The organism is Anaerococcoides asporogena, assembly GCF_029590275.1.
Classification (GTDB): Bacteria; Bacillota; Clostridia; order Clostridiales; family Clostridiaceae; genus JG1575.
Genome location: NZ_CP120965.1, coordinates 671,327 through 686,915 on the forward strand (window position 1 = coordinate 671,327; position 15,589 = coordinate 686,915).

The window sequence follows — 15,589 nt, forward strand, 5'->3', positions numbered from 1 at the left end:
TCTAAATGAGTGAATTACTGGAAGTTAAAAACCTTGTCATAGAATACAGAACCGATGATGGAGTCGTCCATGCCCTAAACGATGTTAGTTTTACGATCGGTGAAGGCAAAACCCTGGGTCTAGTGGGAGAGACCGGAGCCGGAAAGACTACCCTTGCCAAGGGGATCGTCAGATTGATCCAGTCCCCCCCGGGGAAAATCGTTCAAGGTTCGGTCCTATTCAATGGAAAAGACCTTATAAAACTCAGTGATGCAGAAATCCGGGGAATCAGAGGGTTTGACATCTCCATGATATTCCAGGACCCGATGACGTCCTTGAATCCTGTTATGACAGTAGGAAAGCAGATCCAGGAAGTAATCGACGCACACAATAAGTTAAATCCCGAAGAATCCTGGAAAAAAGTACTCCAAAGTTTGGAGCTGGTCGGGATCCCCGCCGGACGGGCAAACAACTATCCGCATCAGTTTTCGGGCGGAATGAAACAAAGAGTAATAATCGCAATTGCCCTGGCATGTAACCCTAAGCTTTTAATTGCCGATGAGCCCACCACGGCTCTGGATGTAACGATCCAGGCTCAGGTTTTAAAAATGATCACGGACCTCAAAAAGAAACTTAATACCGCCATGTTACTGATAACCCATGATTTGGGCGTGGTTGCCCAAAACTGCGAGGATGTGGCTGTGATCTATGCAGGAGAGATCGTGGAATACGGGTCAGTGAGGAATATTTTCCATGAAATGAAACATCCGTACACACTGGGTCTTATGGCATCCATCCCCTCGCTGGAAAAAAAAGTGGACAGGCTTCAGTCAATAAGCGGACTCATGCCTGACCCTTCCGATCTTCCTGCCGGATGCAAGTTTTCTACCAGGTGCCCATACCAGACTGAGATTTGTCATAATAGGCTTCCGCTCCTGGAACTTGTTTCTGAAAAGCATGAAGTAAGATGTCATCATTGGGCTGAAGTTGCCAATGGGAGGAAAGCATGATAAAAAATACATCCTTTGACAATAAGGCACCGATTCTTGAAGTAAAGAATCTTAAGAAATACTTTGAGACACCATCAGGCATGCTCCATGCCGTGGATGATGTAAGCTTTGAGTTGTATCCGGGAAAAACGCTTGGAGTGGTCGGCGAATCAGGCTGCGGAAAATCAACCATGGGCAGAGCGATTTTACGACTGCATGAACCGACCTCCGGAGAGGTGATTTTCGAGGGACAGGATGTCCTGGCTTTATCCCCGGGTGAGATGAAAAAGAAAAGAAGGGATATGCAGATCATATTCCAGGATCCTTTTGCATCTTTGAACCCAAGGATGACCATCTACGAAACAATTGCAGAACCGTTCCTTATACAAAAAGTTTACAGGAAAAACGAAGTTGAAAAGATAAAAGTGGAAGTGTTGAATCTTATGAAGCTGGTGGGACTGGCTGAACGGCTGATCAACTCTTATCCCCATGAACTTGACGGGGGCAGGCGGCAAAGAATCGGGATCGCACGGGCACTGGCCCTTAAACCAAAACTGATCATCTGCGATGAACCGGTTTCGGCTTTGGATGTATCGATACAGGCTCAGATCTTGAACCTGCTGCAGGACATTCAGGATAAGCTTGGACTGACGCTCATTTTTATTACCCATGATCTGTCTGTCGTCAAGCATCTGTCTGATGAGATTGCGGTAATGTACCTGGGAATGATGGTTGAAAAGTGCAAGGCGGAGGACTTATTCAAGAACCCGCTTCACCCCTACACAAAAGCACTTTTGTCGGCAATTCCGATACCGAACCCGGATCTTCCCGGAAACCAGATCACACTGAAGGGAGAACTGACCTCGCCCATCGAACCGGAGCCGGGATGCCGATTTGCAAAACGGTGCTTATATGCAACACCCGGGTGTACCGGCAGGGATTTTGAGCTGAAAGAAGTAGGAAAAGACCATTTTGTAGCATGTATTTTATATGATAATACTAAAAATCAACAGGAGGCGTAAAGAATGAAGAAGGAACTCAACATTCTCATAGGATTGGTTTTGTCAGCAAGTATGGTGATAACCGCTTGCTCAACAACTGCCACTTCTACAACAGGAAGTCAGGCTGGAAATTCTACCCAATCGGGCGCAGCAGGGGACAAATTAACCTGGGGGCAGGGATCCGACGTCACATCTTTCGATCCGCACATCGGAAAAGAAACCTATGCGGTGCAGGTAACGAATCATATATTCGATACGTTGACGACATTGGATGCAGACGGAAAGGTTGTAGGTCAAATCGCGGAATCATGGGAACAGCCGGATAATGTAACCACTGTATTCAAGATCAGAAAGGGAATAAAATTCCATGACGGTACTGAACTGACCGCCGAAGATGTCAAATATTCTTTGGACAGAGCCATCGCCTCTGCTGCGGTCTCATACATTGTTAACTTCATCGAGACAGTAACAGTTAATGATCCCAACACAGTTACTGTAAAAACCAAGGAACCCTATGCACCTATCTTGAGAAATCTTGCAGTGCCTTTCTCTGCCATCATCCCAAAAGCCTATGCGGAAAAGATGAAGACCGAAGGAAAAGAGTTTGCAACAAAACCCATTGGTTCCGGTCCATATAAGTTGGTTGAATGGAAACAAGGCGATTCAACAACACTTGAAAGCTTTGCTGATTATTTTGCAGGACCAGCCAAAACAAAGAACTTGGTGATGAAGGTCATTCCTGAAGCTTCACAGAGAACCATCGCTCTGGAAACAGGTGAATTAGACCTGGTTTATGATGTTCAGGCCAATGACGTCCAGAAAATCAAAGACAATTCAAATCTCGTTTATTTTGAAGCTGATCCGTTGACCTGTTTCTATCTGTCCTTCAATACGAAGAAAGCTCCCTTTGACAATAAACTTGTCAGACAGGCAATCAGACATGCCATCGACTCACAGACGATCATCGATACAATCCTTTATGGAAATGGAATCCCTGCGGGTGATTTGGTCGCTCCTAAGGTATTTGGATATGCCGAAGACGCTCCTTATGCTTATGATCCTGAACTGGCAAAAAAACTCCTCGCTGAAGCAGGTCATGCCAGTGGATTGAAAATCAAGCTGTCAGTCAATGATGCGCAGATACGGGTTGAAGTATCTCAGGCAATTGCTGCCATGCTGCAGGAAGTGGGGATCACCACTGAAGTGGAAGTTACAGAATTTGGAAAGTTCATCGATTCAACCTCTAATGGTGAACATGACATGGCCTATATGGGATGGATCACCTCAACCCTTGATGCAGATTACACTTACTTCTCGCTGACCCATTCAACTCAGGTTGGAAGAGCAGGTAACAGAGCCTTCTTCAATAACCCTCAAGCTGATGAATTGATCAATAAGGGCAGATCTACGCTTGATGAAGCTCAAAGAAAACAGATCTATGCAGATCTGGAAGACATCCTTCAGGAAGAATCTCCTTATGCTCCTGTATACTACAACTCGATAACAGTCGGAGCCAGCAAAAAGATCCAGGGATTTGTGGCTGATCCCATCGGATATCATAAGCTCGAGAACGTAACAGTTACAAAATAACAATTTTAGACACAAAGAATCACGATCAACAGAGATATCTAGATCAATTGCTGTGTCAGCCAATCTCTGGCACAGCAATTATCCGGGTATTTTCACATGCAATCCCAAATATCCTTAGTGGAATGAAATCCATAAATCAATCGTGCAATTAGTTTCGACAATTATTTTAAAGCAATTTAAATTTTCAATAAAAATCATCAAATAGAGTACAAGGGAGATAAAAAATGAGACTTGAGTATAGCAGATGGCCGGTTATTGAAGAGTATTTCAAAGACAATGATACGGTACTGATCGGGATTGGCAGCTGTGAATCCCACGGAAGGCACATGCCCCTGGGTACAGATATGATTATTCCTGGTTATTTAATGGATAAAATCGAAAAAAAATCGGATGTATTGATGCTTCCCGTATTGCCATTTGGAGCTTGTGACTCACTGAGGGAATTCCCGGGCACCATCAATCTGGGGAATGAGCTTTTATATCAGTTGATGTCCCAAGTGTGCAATGAATTGTACCGGCACGGAGCAAGGCATTTTATTGTATTGAACGGGCATGGCGGAAATTTGAAAAGCCTTGATCAGGTCGGATTTGACTTAAGAAGAAAGGGTGCCATAATGGCGCAATTAAACTGGTGGTTGATGGCCTGGGACATGAATCCCCAATGGAAGGGCGGACATGGCGGCGGTGAGGAAACCGCAGCAATTTTGGCCATTAATGAGAGTCTGGTTGATAAGACCGAAATTGGCGGACCCCTTGAAATGCACGATTTAACCCCCGAGATAACGGCATCAGGATTCAATACGAGCCTATATAAAGGCGTCAACATTCATATACCCAGACTTGTTACAGATATTACTGACAGTGGCTGGATCGGTCCGGACCATCCTAATACCGCGACGGTAGAATGGGGAAATGAAATGCTGGATACGACGGCGGACTATATCGTTGATTTTATAGAGGCATTTAAAAAAGCACCGCTGAAAACTGAAGCAGGAGTGGGAAAATAGCTTTATTTGCCTGTGGACTAAAGCAGTGATGAATTATTATCTTAGGAATGGTGAATATGATAGTTTTAAAAAACGCAGACACGTTTTCTCCGAGTCATATGGGACGGAGAAATCTCCTTATTGCAGGAAATTCAATAGAACAGATCCAGGAAGAAGAATTCCTAACGGGTAATCTTGACATCACTGAAATTGACTGTAAAAATCTTCTGGCGGTTCCCGGGTTTATTGATGGTCATGTCCACATGCTGGGCGGTGGTGGTGAAGGTGGATTTAAAATGAGGACACCGGAGCTGAAAATGACAACTCTGATCAAGTCCGGCGTGACCACGTGTGTCGGATGCCTCGGTACGGACGGTATCAGCAGAACCATGGAGAATCTGATCGCAAAAGTATATTCTTTGAGGGAAGAAGGGGTATCGGCCTATTGTTATACAGGGTCTTATCAGGTTCCCATCAGAACACTTACCGGGTCGGTTATTTCGGATATCATGCTGCTTGACCCGGTGATCGGGGTTGGCGAAGTGGCTATTTCCGATCACAGGAGCTCATCGCCTGACTTGCATGAATTGGCCAGAATTGGTTCTGATGCAAGGGTGGGAGGTATCTTGTCAGGTAAATCGGGAGTCGTCAACTGCCATCTGGGTGATGGAAAAAAGGGGTTATCCCAGTTATGGGAGGTTATCGCTGAAACAGAAATCCCGATCACTCAATTTTATCCTACCCACATTGGAAGAAATGAAAAACTGCTCAATGAAGGAGCTGCATTTGCCAAGGCAGGCGGGTTCATCGATATTACCACCTCATGGATCCCATCCAAAGACAGTGAAAAAGTCACCAGTGCACAAGCATTTAAAATTCTGCTTGATCGTGGAGCTCCCATCGATAGAATAACCATGACGTCAGACGGACAGGGAAGCCTGCCATTGTTTGATGAGAACAGGAACTTCAAGGGTATGGGCATGGGACTTTCGGACAGCTTATTTGAGACTGTTAAGGAAAGCGTGCTAAAATATGGTATTGAGTTGGATCAAGCCCTGAAGGTCATAACCTTGAATCCTTCAAAAGTTTTAAGTTTACCCTTAAAAGGCCAATTAAAGGCAGGAAATGACGCCGACATCGTTCTTTTGGAAGCTGACACGCTTGAAATCAGTGGGGTCATATCCGGCGGCATGATCATGATGCTGGATAAAAAATTGAATTGCAGGGATACTTTCGAATAGATCCTGGAATAATGTTTTAATCCTGATCCTTTAAGGCTGCACCGCTGGAATTGATTGGGGAAATCACAAAAAAAGAATCAGTTATCGGTTGTAGTGTTATATCAGCTTTGAGGAGAGGAAGCGAACAATGAATATTTTGGAATCACTGGAAAAAAACTATGACACTCTAAGCAAGACTCAAAAAAAAATAGCGGATTATTTAAGAGAAAATGTAGAGAAAGCCTGTTTTTTATCCTTGAAAGAGCTTTCTCAGAATGTCTCTGTCTCGGAAGTGACAATATTGAATTTCGCTAAAAAACTCGGTTATTCCAATTATTCGGACATTAAGAAGAGCCTGCAGGCACATATAACCAATATCGTGGGAATCAGCATAAAAAATGACCACGAGCTGAAAGGGCTAACAAACAAGTTCAAGATTTATGAAGATTACCGGTACCGGGAAATTGAAAGAATCAGAACCACTTATGAAGCAATCGATCCTGACCTGTTGTTTTCAGTGGCGGAACGGATAAAAAAAGCCAAGACCATACATATTTATGGTCATAAGGTTTCCTATGTCGCCGCCAAATTCATGGAGCTGCGGTTAAAAACCATCGGTTTTAGAAATTCAGTGGTCAATACTATGGATGAGTTTGAAGTGATGTTCGACTTGGTTAATACTGACAAGGATGATCTGTATTTTATCTTTTCCTTCCCCTTCTATTCGGTACATACCATAAATATCATGGAGTATCTAAAATCGGTAAATGCAAATATTGTTTGTATCACTGACAGCATAAATTCCCCTATTTATTTAGACGAGAAGAATTCAATTATTGTAAACACGGAACATCCCATTTATTTCAACTCGCTGACTGCTGTTTTTTCCGTCATCGACATGATCATGACCATATTGGTTTTCGAAGGAAAAGAAAGATTCGACCGATATAAAAAGCTGGTATGGTCATTGGAAGAAAAGCTCCAAAATGACTGGAATACAGAAATGTCTCAAAAACTCTAGATTATCGGTTTATACATATGAACGCAGATACAGTCAGGCTCCATTCTAATCAACCCTTTAATCCTTCAAGTTTCGTTTACAAGAAGGGTAGCTTGCCTAAGGGGATCAGAGTGGAGTTTTTCTCATCCTGCTTGGTTTGACTTTAATTTTCTGTAACTTGATTGTAAGCGCATAATAGAGACACCTAGTATCCTGTAACATCTTAATTTGTAATGATCACTGGGTATAAATGTTTCAATTTACAACGTGCATCTGTAACATCGAATTGCCAGTCTACTGACTTTTGATTGTAGTTCCGCTTTGTAGCCCAAGACTTCACCACTCGATCCATCATCTCAATTGACGAGATTCTTCGATTGAGACATTGAGTTGATAAAGCACTAAGTTCTATTTCGGCTATATTGAGCCAGCTTCCATGTTTTGGAGTATGATGGATCTCCAGTCGTTGACTCAGGCGGAACGCATGAGCTGGCGGAAACCGTTCATACAACGCTGAAATGTTGTGGGTGTTGAGATTATCCATCACAAGTATGACCTTCTCACAGTCCGGATAATCTTCTTCCAAAAGAATCCGAACCTGTTCCGCCCAATCCTGCTTGGTACGACGTTCCGATGCATCACATCGCCGCCAGCCACCTAAAGGTTCAGTAAAAAGGAACAGGCTGCAAGTCCCTTTGCGAATATACTCGTTATCTTCCTTGCGGACATACCCAGGTGATGCCGGAATAGGCTTTCTGGCCTCATCCAGCAGCTGACATGGCTTTTCATCCATACAAATGACAGAAATAAATGGATTGAAAGGTGAACTGGACAAGGTGACGCTCACAGGCGAGAAACTCAAAAAGTATTTCCCTAAATCCTACACACCCCAGCAGATGGAGGAAACCATCATCAAGCTGCTGGAGGGCTGGTCGCGGAAGCGACAGCAAACACAGGAACGGTAATTCCCCTCCGAAGTGCTTCAATCCGAAGCGCTTTTTTTATGGTGTAGGAAATTATACTTTTGTGGAACAAGCTTAACCCGCTTATTATAATGGTTTTAAGAATTAATCAGCAGGTGATTATATGGGTAAGATTAAGCAGATTTTCGAGGAACACTGGGATCAGTTCGTTGCTGAGCACCCCGAAATGATTCGCATATCGGTCCACAAAGAAGTGGAACGGATGTTGAATTGCGGCAAGTTTGAAAACGGATGGACTGTATACACTTGTGCACAATGTACTTCTGAGGTCTTGGTTCCATTCACCTGTAAAAGCCGTTTCTGTTCCAGTTGCGGAAAGCTCTACCGGGATAAGTGGGCGGAAAAACTTGAGTCCCGACTGATCAATGCGCCCCATAAGCATCTGGTATTTACGATTCCGGCGGAACTCAGAATCTATTTTCGGAAGAACCGGGGAATGCTAAAGGATCTCTCAGATCGCGCTGCTAAAGTTTTGAAGGAAACGATCTACCAGATGAATCAGACGCAGCGGTTTGAAACCGGCATCATCAGCGTAATTCACACTTTTGGCCGGGACTTGAAATGGAACCCACACGTTCATATCATCATGTCTTTGCGTTGTCTGGGAGTTACGGAAGATCGCACGTTAAAGTATCTAAATTACAAGAAACTACGGTATTTCTGGCAAAAAGAGTTGCTCGATCTGATGAAAGAGTCCTTTCCAACGGGATGGATGCGTTCTTTGATAAACAAGCTATACAAGCAGAAAGAGAATGGATTTTATGTTTATGCCAAAGGCGAAATCACCGATCTTCAGATTGTGTCGAAGTATCTGGCCCGATATGCTGGACGTCCTGCAATCGCTGAATCAAGAATAGTTGCATATGACGGCAAGACAGTGACATTTAAGTATACGCCTCACGGTCAGTCCCAGGAAGTTCAGGAATCCATTAGTGCCATGGAGTTCATCCAGCGGTTAATCATTCATATTCCGGATACTCACTTTAAGATGATTCGAAACTATGGAATCTACTCGCGAAACAACTTGAGAGCCAGGCGAATCGAACGCAGACTGATATCCAAAGAAAAATACGCAAGATTAAAGAAAATGAAAACATGGCAGTTCCGTATGATGCTCGAATATGATAAAAATCCATTGAAATGCGAATGTGGTGCACTCATGAAAAAGAGTGATATAGTGGTACCTGAGAAAAGAAGAAATCAGGAAAGGTACAGGTGGGAAGGACGAAATGCCGGTTAGCAAGAAACGAAAGAAGAAAACACAAGGTGCGAATCAAAGCAAGCAGGCGATTAATCAACCGATCGTCCGGTATATATGCACTAGCTGTGGGGCAGAGGAAGAAATTCCATTAAGTGTTGTTAAAACATTTGACGAAATGGACCAAAGCAATATTAACGAACCTCCGCAGTTTGACTGCGAGTCCTGTGGCGGGCTGATGCGCCCCGAGAAATATACAAGCATATTCGGGAAAGTATTTGAATATAAGAGGGGCTCTGATTAACACCAGAGCCTAAATAAACACGCGAGGTACGACAGGCGGCGTTAGCCGCTTTGTTCTTCAACCGGTCGAAGGGAGGGATGCAGATGGCTGTATTTCGAGTTGAGAAAACGAGGGATTACACCGTTATGGCGAATCATCATCTGAAGAACAATGATCTGTCGCTGAAATCCTGGATTCCCGGCGAATTATAACGGGGAATGCTGGAAATCGTTGATATCACTGGATTAGCAGCATAATTTCTCTTGATTTTGCCTCATAAACACGTTATAATTATAACGTGAGGTGGCGCATGAATATCATCGATGTCAAAAACAAGAAAAACGGAGTTATCTACGTCTACGAATCCATCGACTACTGGGACAAAGAGAAGAAACAGTCTCGAAGTAAGCGTGTTTGTATTGGCAAACGTGATGAACAGGGCAATCTGATCCCTTCCAAACGACTCACTCAACCTCCGGTCTCCACTGTGATTAAACCAGGGCCGACTCCATCTACTTCCACTCGGCATGGTTATTTTGGCGCTACGTATCTGTTTGATGCGATCGGGGAGCAGCTGGGCATCACACAAGACTTGAAGGCATGCTTTCCGCAGATTTATAAGAAGATCCTCTCCGTGGCCTACTATTTGATTTTGGAGGACCGCAACTCCCTTCTTCGTTTCCCGAAATGGGATAGGACCCATTTTCATCCACATGGGGCCTGCATCTCTTCCCAACGAAGCAGTGATCTGTTCTCGATGATTACGGAAGAAGCAAAAGAACGTTTCTTTCGCTTGCAGGGCAAGCGCCGGATGGAAAATGAATATTGGGCCTATGATACCACCAGCATTTCGTCCTATTCAGAGTCTCTCAAACAAGTCAAATATGGGATGAACAAGGATCATGATCCGCTTCCCCAGATTAACCTGGCGCTGCTCTTTGGAGAAGACTCAGGCTTGCCGTTCTACTACAGAAAGCTGGCCGGCAACATCAGCGATATCTCGACCCTGAAGAAATTGCTGGCCGACTTAAAGCAACTTGATTTTGGCAAAGTTAAACTGGTCATGGATCGTGGCTTTTACAGTGAAGCCAACATCAATGCCCTTTATCAGAACAACCTGAAATTCCTGATTGCCACCAAAGTATCCCTGAAGTTTGTGCGAAAAGAATTAGACAAAGTCAGAGACAGCATAAAAACAAGGACCAACTACAACTCAATCTATCAGTTATACAGCCATTCCACCGCCATTGAATGGAACTACTCTCAAACAAGACCCCGCAAAGGCGATGTCATCAAGGATACTCGCCGCATGTATCTGCACATCTATTACAGTAGCGAGAAGGCGTTGGAACATGAGAGCCGCTTCAATCTGATGCTGGATCAGTTGGAGGCTGAGCTTACGAGCGGAAATCGAAAACCAGAGAACGAGAAGCAGTACGCCAAATACTTTGAACTGTCAGATACCCCGGTACGTGGAATCAAGATCATTCCCAAACAGGATGCCATCACTCGAGCTGAAAAGGACTATGGCTTTTTCGCGCTGTTAAGTAACGACATCAAGGATCCCATCATAGCCTTGGAGATTTACCGTAACAAAGATCTGGTCGAGAAGGCGTTTGGGAATCTTAAAGAAAGGCTCAATCTGAGGCGAACTGCAGTCTCATCTGAAAGCTCGCTGGACGGAAAGCTGTTTGTCCAATTCATTGCCCTGATTTTTATGTCCCATTTGAAAAAGACGATGGCCGATAAGGGTCTATTCCAAAACTACACCATGCAGGAGCTACTAGACGAACTTGATGTCATAGAAGCATTTGAAAATCCAGGGAAGGCTCTCCAAGTAGGCGAAGTGACCAAGAAGCAGGAAGGCTTGTATACGAACTTGGGAGTAGACCCGCCATCCACGTTATAATTTTTCGGGAATTTAGGTGAAATCCAAGGGCCTTTTGTCCCAGATGCTGTCACTCCCGGAAGACTGGGATTACACCCTTAAGGGACTTTCCATGATCAACCGGGAGAGCATCGATGCCATCCGGGAAGCGGTACGCGAACTGGAACAGTCCGGATACATTGTCCGGACCAGAGAGAGAAATGAGTTTGGTCACCTCAAGGGTACGGACTACACGATTTTTGAAAAGCCTCACCTGGCGGTAGACCTCTCAGCAATCAGCGACCCTATATCGGATAAACCAGTATTGGAAAGACCTATGTTGGAAAATCCAATATTGGATAATCCAGTGTTGGATAAACCTACGTTGGGAAATCCAATGCAATTAAATACTAAGAAAACAAATAAAGATCCATTAATGACTAAGGAATTAAGTAAACATCCATCAATCCCTGATCTATCAAGAGAAGACAAGGCCGAGAAGGATGAGATGAGATTGGATGCTCAGTCCATCAAGGAGGCCATCCAGGAGAAAATCGAATACGAGTTTATTGTGAAGCGCTACGACAAAGACCGTCTCGATGAAATCGTGGACCTGATGGTTGAGACTCTCAGTTCCAAGCGAGAATCCATCACCGTTGCCGGGGATGATTACCCGGCATCTTTGGTCAAGGGACGGCTGCAGCGCATCGACAGTACCCACATTGAATATGTCTTTGAATGCCTGGATAAAAACACCACCTTCATCCGGAACATCAAGAAATATCTGCTGACTACGCTATTCAATGCCCCATCCACAATCGACAGCTATTACACCGCTCTGGTGAAATATGACCTTTATGGACCTGGCTCCCACTTTTATCAAGATCTCGGGAGCCTATTTAAGTCAACTGAAAGGAGTAACCCGAAATGAAAAGACCTCTCGCCTATATTACGGCTTCCTGGGGTGTTGATCCAACTGAAAATACTGAGATTGCCGCTAAATACAGCAGGAAAGTATTCGATGCTGGCTACAATCCCATCTTAAAGTGCCCCCTATTGTCAAGACACGGATTTTGATTTCATCCGAACACCTTGTTCAGGCTGCGTGATGGGTTGATTGGTTCTGGCAGAAAGCATAGGGGGTAAGGCCCCCCAGGGATGCATGCGGACGAATGGTGTTGTAGGTGTGGATGTACTTTCTGATCCCTGTGATCATCTCCTTTGGTGTCTCGTACTCCTTGATGTAGAGGTCGTCGTATTTCAGACTGCGGAAGAACCGCTCGGTCCGTACAGTATCCAGTGCCTGTCCTTTGCCGTCCATGGAGACCTTAACATCGCAGGAGTCCAGGAGCTTAAGGTAGGCGGGACAGGTGAAGTGGCTCCCCTGATCCGAGTTCATGATCTCAGGCTTTCTCTCGCACAAGGCACGCCTAAGGCAGCGCAGGACAAACTCCTTCTCGAGGCTATAGCTGATCTCATAGTCGACGATCCTGCGGCTGAACCAGTCGATGATGACGAACAGGTACAAGAAGCCTTTCTTGAGGGGAACATAGGTGATGTCGATCCCCCATACCTGGTCGATTCGCTCGATAACCAGGTTCCTCAAAAGGTAGGGCCGGACGTACTGCGCGTGGTAACGTCGGGAGTGGTTCGGGCCAGGATACAGGGCCTGGATGTCCATCAGGCGCATCAGGCGCCGAACCCGCTTACGGTTGATGTCGTGGCCGGAATTGCGCAGATAGTGGGCTATCTTGCGGTAACCCCAGGCCGGGTGCTCCAGATGGATCTTGTCGATGATCGTCATGAGGGTAAGATTCTCTTCTGATTCCCCGAGGTCTATCCGCTCCTCCTTTGTACGGTAGACGCTGGTCCTGTTAACGTCAAGCAATTCGCACTGACGCTTGACGGTCAGGGTCTCATTTTCTGGGGTTACGAGTTCGGTGCGCTCCTTGTGGTCCAAAGACTTCGTCAGATTTTTTTTTAGCCAGTCACACTCGATGCTGAGCTGACCGACTTTTTGCTGCAGGACCGCGATCTCTTCCTCTTTTTGGGCGAGCGCCTCTTCCTGATCGGACGGTCCGCTCTGGAAGATCTGGGCTGCCCGTTCCTGGAACTGGCGGTGCCAGCTGCTCAACGTGGCAGGTGCGATTTGATGGATCTGGGCTAGTTCATTGAGCGAGTGCTGTCCGCTTAAGAGCTCCAGCACAACCTTTGCTTTAAAATCAGGGCTATAGATTTTTTTCTTCTTACTCATACTCTCCATTCTATTCGGATGGAACCGGTTTGTCGTGTCTCAATTCCTGGGAGCATTATACTCGGATCAACGAAGCCATGAAAAACGACATTGCCATTGCTGAACGCTATCGAATCCCGGCAACAACTTTAAGCGGCATCCTGACAGTTAAAACACCACGGTCAGAAAAACCCTACAAGATAACAGAAGAATCCATTCCTGATTTTGCACGAAACATTGGAAAAAAGGAATGTTTCGTGCATATTTAAAAATGGCCGTTTCTAAAATTGCACAAAACATTGGAAAAAAGGAATGTTTTGTGCAATAATAGAAACGGAGGTGTTGTAATGAAATATTTAGACAAACTAATTGAGTTGGGTTGTTTTTCACGGCAAGAAGTTGTTGACCTAATCGGAACCGAAAAAGCAGCACACTCAATACTAAACGATTATGTCAAAAACGGATATATTGATCGAATTCGAAGAGATCTATATACAGCAATCAGCCTTGAAACGAAGCAGCCTGTCGCAAACCGATTTTTAATAGCAACTCATATTGCTGAGGATGCTTATATTTCGCATCACAGTGCATTTGAATACTATGGTTATGCTAATCAAGTTTTTCATCAGGTCTATGTATCGACAACCAGCAGATTCACTGAGTTTTCTTTTGATGGTATTACCTTTACCAGGGTTTCTCCGAAAATTGATTCTGGAGTAATTACAACCAATACAGAAATCAGAGTCACGGATCTTGAAAGGACTGTCATCGATAGTATCTATTCTTTTCAGAAAATTGGTGGTTTGGAAGAACTACTCCGTTGTCTGTTGCTGGTCCCTGCACTACAAGCTGATAAGCTGATAACCTATCTTGATGAATATGGGCAGGTGAATTTGTATCAGAAATCCGGCTTCTTACTCAAGGAATTTGCTGAACAGTTGGGTCTTACAAAACTATTTTTTGATTACTGCAGGAGTAAAATCTCCAAATCAAAAAGTTATCTGTATTCAGAAAAAGATGCCCTTTCCAAGCACTTTGTCCTACATAAAGATTGGATGATTTTTGCCCCTGAGAATATTAAATCAATCCTCAGTAAGGGGGTTGATCTCAATGTCTGAGTGGAACAAGTTATTGTTGGGGAAACAAGCTAAGGAACTTGGTTTTGTGCGAGATACATATGAGAAAGTTTGCAGATTGACTGATATACTGAAGTTTTTCGAAAATGACGCTTTGCTAGGGAACTCTTTGGCTCTAAAGGGCGGAACGGCCATCAACCTGACAATTTTCAATTTGCCAAGGTTGTCTGTTGATATTGATCTGGATTTTTCAAAAAACGTCACTCGGGATGAAATGATGGCGACAAGATCAATCATCAATGACCGAATCGAAAAATTTATGAAAGCTAACGGCTATTTGTTAAGTCCCAAATCGAAGCAATATCATGCTCTTGATTCTTTTGTTTATGAATACTCAAATTCAGGAGGCATGAAGGATAACATTAAGGTTGAAATCAACTATATGCTTCGCTGTCATGTTCTTGAAACTGGACAAAGACATTTTGTATCTTCCTGGGAACCAACCGGCGTTTCTGTTCTTAGTGTGGCCCCCATCGAAATATTTGCAAGCAAAATCGTTGCTTTGATCAATCGAACGGCACCCCGAGATCTTTATGACATTTATAACCTGGTGAAATTTGGGTTGATTGATGAATCAGAGGAGCCCATGCTCAGAAAGTGTGTTGTTTTTTACAGCGCGATAGGCGCGGAATTTCCGCCTTTTGAGTTCCAATTTAACACGATCGATGAAGTCTCTCAGAAGCGTATCAAGACAGACCTTTATCCTGTATTACGAAACAAGGACAAATTTGATCTTAAGACTGCTCAGCTGGAAGTCAAATCCTGGCTTGAATCGCTTTTAAAGCTAGAGGACCATGAACAGGAATTCCTGGATGCCTTTAGGAATAAAACATATCAGCCGGAGCTGCTTTTTGAATCAACCGAAATCGTAGAACGTATTCGAAACCACCCTATGGCACTCTGGAAGTGCTCACAAAAATAAATACTGACTCAGGAATTCAAATATTGAAGCATCTTCATTCGAAGTTGCTGTGAAGAATGACATTGCCATCGCATCCCGGCAACCACCCTAAGCGGCATTCTTACCGTTAAGAGACACGGTCAAAATACCGCAAAATAGCTCTGCGTTTAGTCTTTGTGACATCTCCAGCTTGCCTGTCATGAGTCTATTTGTAACTATATTA

Annotated in this window: 15 protein-coding genes and 2 pseudogenes; 15 read left to right on the forward strand and 2 right to left on the reverse strand. The window is 44.2% G+C overall.

Annotated features, from left to right (window positions below; genetic code table 11):
* Nucleotides 1-5 precede the first annotated feature (5 nt).
* The 6 genes from P6M73_RS03160 (at nucleotide 6) to P6M73_RS03185 (ending at nucleotide 6,786) form a co-directional block, all read left to right on the forward strand.
* A complete protein-coding gene (locus tag P6M73_RS03160; protein WP_277854700.1) occupies nucleotides 6-989 on the forward strand; it encodes an ABC transporter ATP-binding protein in 984 nt (327 codons plus the stop codon).
* A complete protein-coding gene (locus tag P6M73_RS03165) occupies nucleotides 986-1,990 on the forward strand; it encodes an ABC transporter ATP-binding protein (protein ID WP_277854701.1) in 1,005 nt (334 codons plus the stop codon). The genes P6M73_RS03160 and P6M73_RS03165 overlap by 4 nt, the downstream gene beginning before the upstream one ends.
* Before the next feature lie 3 nt (nucleotides 1,991-1,993).
* Nucleotides 1,994-3,559 carry an ABC transporter substrate-binding protein gene (locus tag P6M73_RS03170; RefSeq protein WP_277854702.1) on the forward strand — a complete coding sequence of 522 codons (1,566 nt, stop codon included), beginning with the start codon at nucleotides 1,994-1,996 and terminating at the stop codon, nucleotides 3,557-3,559.
* 224 nt (nucleotides 3,560-3,783) lie between these two features.
* On the forward strand, nucleotides 3,784-4,566 hold the full coding sequence (locus tag P6M73_RS03175; RefSeq protein WP_277854703.1) for a creatininase family protein: 783 nt from the start codon (nucleotides 3,784-3,786) through the stop codon (nucleotides 4,564-4,566).
* Between the two features lie 56 nt (nucleotides 4,567-4,622).
* Nucleotides 4,623-5,786, forward strand: coding sequence for a beta-aspartyl-peptidase (gene iadA / locus P6M73_RS03180; RefSeq protein WP_277854704.1), 1,164 nt, complete (start codon nucleotides 4,623-4,625; stop codon nucleotides 5,784-5,786).
* Between the two features lie 127 nt (nucleotides 5,787-5,913).
* Nucleotides 5,914-6,786, forward strand: coding sequence for a MurR/RpiR family transcriptional regulator (locus P6M73_RS03185; protein WP_277854705.1), 873 nt, complete (start codon nucleotides 5,914-5,916; stop codon nucleotides 6,784-6,786).
* Between the two features lie 202 nt (nucleotides 6,787-6,988).
* On the opposite strand, the gene P6M73_RS03190 is transcribed toward P6M73_RS03185, so the two are convergent.
* The gene (locus P6M73_RS03190) at nucleotides 6,989-7,558 is read right to left on the reverse strand and encodes an IS630 family transposase (protein WP_277854706.1); all 570 of its coding nucleotides are present in this window, start codon (nucleotides 7,556-7,558) and stop codon (nucleotides 6,989-6,991) included.
* 25 nt (nucleotides 7,559-7,583) lie between these two features.
* On the opposite strand from P6M73_RS03190, the pseudogene P6M73_RS03195 reads away from it, so the two are divergent.
* The 6 genes and pseudogenes from P6M73_RS03195 to P6M73_RS03220 form a co-directional block, all read left to right on the forward strand.
* Nucleotides 7,584-7,730, forward strand: a pseudogene (locus P6M73_RS03195) (ParB/RepB/Spo0J family partition protein); the annotation flags it as partial.
* Between the two features lie 121 nt (nucleotides 7,731-7,851).
* On the forward strand, nucleotides 7,852-8,988 hold the full coding sequence (locus P6M73_RS03200; RefSeq protein WP_489666466.1) for an IS91 family transposase: 1,137 nt from the start codon (nucleotides 7,852-7,854) through the stop codon (nucleotides 8,986-8,988).
* Nucleotides 8,978-9,250, forward strand: coding sequence for a hypothetical protein (locus P6M73_RS03205; RefSeq protein WP_277854708.1), 273 nt, complete (start codon nucleotides 8,978-8,980; stop codon nucleotides 9,248-9,250). Before P6M73_RS03200 ends, P6M73_RS03205 begins: the two co-directional genes overlap by 11 nt.
* Before the next feature lie 80 nt (nucleotides 9,251-9,330).
* A pseudogene (locus P6M73_RS16920) lies at nucleotides 9,331-9,420 on the forward strand (helix-turn-helix domain-containing protein); the annotation flags it as partial.
* A 119-nt stretch (nucleotides 9,421-9,539) separates the two neighbouring features.
* Nucleotides 9,540-11,138: an IS1634 family transposase gene (locus tag P6M73_RS03215; RefSeq protein WP_277853047.1), complete on the forward strand. Its 1,599-nt coding sequence runs from the start codon at nucleotides 9,540-9,542 to the stop codon at nucleotides 11,136-11,138.
* A gap of 16 nt (nucleotides 11,139-11,154) precedes the next feature.
* On the forward strand, nucleotides 11,155-12,027 hold the full coding sequence (locus P6M73_RS03220; RefSeq protein ID WP_277854709.1) for a DUF6017 domain-containing protein: 873 nt from the start codon (nucleotides 11,155-11,157) through the stop codon (nucleotides 12,025-12,027).
* A gap of 165 nt (nucleotides 12,028-12,192) precedes the next feature.
* Here the strand turns inward: P6M73_RS03220 and P6M73_RS03225 are convergent, their stop codons facing one another.
* Nucleotides 12,193-13,350, reverse strand: coding sequence for an IS3 family transposase (locus P6M73_RS03225; RefSeq protein WP_277854710.1), 1,158 nt, complete (start codon nucleotides 13,348-13,350; stop codon nucleotides 12,193-12,195).
* 77 nt (nucleotides 13,351-13,427) lie between these two features.
* Here P6M73_RS03225 and P6M73_RS03230 point away from each other — a divergent pair, with 77 nt between their 5' ends.
* The 3 genes from P6M73_RS03230 to P6M73_RS03240 all read left to right on the forward strand — a co-directional run bounded on the left by P6M73_RS03230 (nucleotide 13,428) and on the right by P6M73_RS03240 (nucleotide 15,387).
* Nucleotides 13,428-13,598, forward strand: coding sequence for a hypothetical protein (locus P6M73_RS03230; protein WP_489666467.1), 171 nt, complete (start codon nucleotides 13,428-13,430; stop codon nucleotides 13,596-13,598).
* 78 nt (nucleotides 13,599-13,676) lie between these two features.
* Nucleotides 13,677-14,447: a type IV toxin-antitoxin system AbiEi family antitoxin domain-containing protein gene (locus P6M73_RS03235; RefSeq protein ID WP_277854711.1), complete on the forward strand. Its 771-nt coding sequence runs from the start codon at nucleotides 13,677-13,679 to the stop codon at nucleotides 14,445-14,447.
* Entirely contained in the window at nucleotides 14,440-15,387 is a 948-nt protein-coding gene (locus P6M73_RS03240; RefSeq protein ID WP_277854712.1) for a nucleotidyl transferase AbiEii/AbiGii toxin family protein, read from the forward strand. The genes P6M73_RS03235 and P6M73_RS03240 overlap by 8 nt, the downstream gene beginning before the upstream one ends.
* Nucleotides 15,388-15,589 lie beyond the last annotated feature (202 nt).

What these genes read in the sequence shown, in the direction of transcription:
- P6M73_RS03160 (WP_277854700.1), top strand. Translation starts at nt 6, where the DNA reads ATGAGTGAATTACTGGAAGTTAAAAACCTTGTCATAGAATACAGAACC.
- P6M73_RS03165 (WP_277854701.1), top strand. Translation starts at nt 986, where the DNA reads ATGATAAAAAATACATCCTTTGACAATAAGGCACCGATTCTTGAAGTA.
- P6M73_RS03170 (WP_277854702.1), top strand. Translation starts at nt 1,994, where the DNA reads ATGAAGAAGGAACTCAACATTCTCATAGGATTGGTTTTGTCAGCAAGT.
- P6M73_RS03175 (WP_277854703.1), top strand. Translation starts at nt 3,784, where the DNA reads ATGAGACTTGAGTATAGCAGATGGCCGGTTATTGAAGAGTATTTCAAA.
- iadA (WP_277854704.1), top strand. Translation starts at nt 4,623, where the DNA reads ATGATAGTTTTAAAAAACGCAGACACGTTTTCTCCGAGTCATATGGGA.
- P6M73_RS03185 (WP_277854705.1), top strand. Translation starts at nt 5,914, where the DNA reads ATGAATATTTTGGAATCACTGGAAAAAAACTATGACACTCTAAGCAAG.
- P6M73_RS03190 (WP_277854706.1), bottom strand. Translation starts at nt 7,558, where the DNA reads ATGGATGAAAAGCCATGTCAGCTGCTGGATGAGGCCAGAAAGCCTATT.
- P6M73_RS03200 (WP_489666466.1), top strand. Translation starts at nt 7,852, where the DNA reads ATGGGTAAGATTAAGCAGATTTTCGAGGAACACTGGGATCAGTTCGTT.
- P6M73_RS03205 (WP_277854708.1), top strand. Translation starts at nt 8,978, where the DNA reads ATGCCGGTTAGCAAGAAACGAAAGAAGAAAACACAAGGTGCGAATCAA.
- P6M73_RS03215 (WP_277853047.1), top strand. Translation starts at nt 9,540, where the DNA reads ATGAATATCATCGATGTCAAAAACAAGAAAAACGGAGTTATCTACGTC.
- P6M73_RS03225 (WP_277854710.1), bottom strand. Translation starts at nt 13,350, where the DNA reads ATGAGTAAGAAGAAAAAAATCTATAGCCCTGATTTTAAAGCAAAGGTT.
- P6M73_RS03230 (WP_489666467.1), top strand. Translation starts at nt 13,428, where the DNA reads ATGAAAAACGACATTGCCATTGCTGAACGCTATCGAATCCCGGCAACA.
- P6M73_RS03235 (WP_277854711.1), top strand. Translation starts at nt 13,677, where the DNA reads ATGAAATATTTAGACAAACTAATTGAGTTGGGTTGTTTTTCACGGCAA.
- P6M73_RS03240 (WP_277854712.1), top strand. Translation starts at nt 14,440, where the DNA reads ATGTCTGAGTGGAACAAGTTATTGTTGGGGAAACAAGCTAAGGAACTT.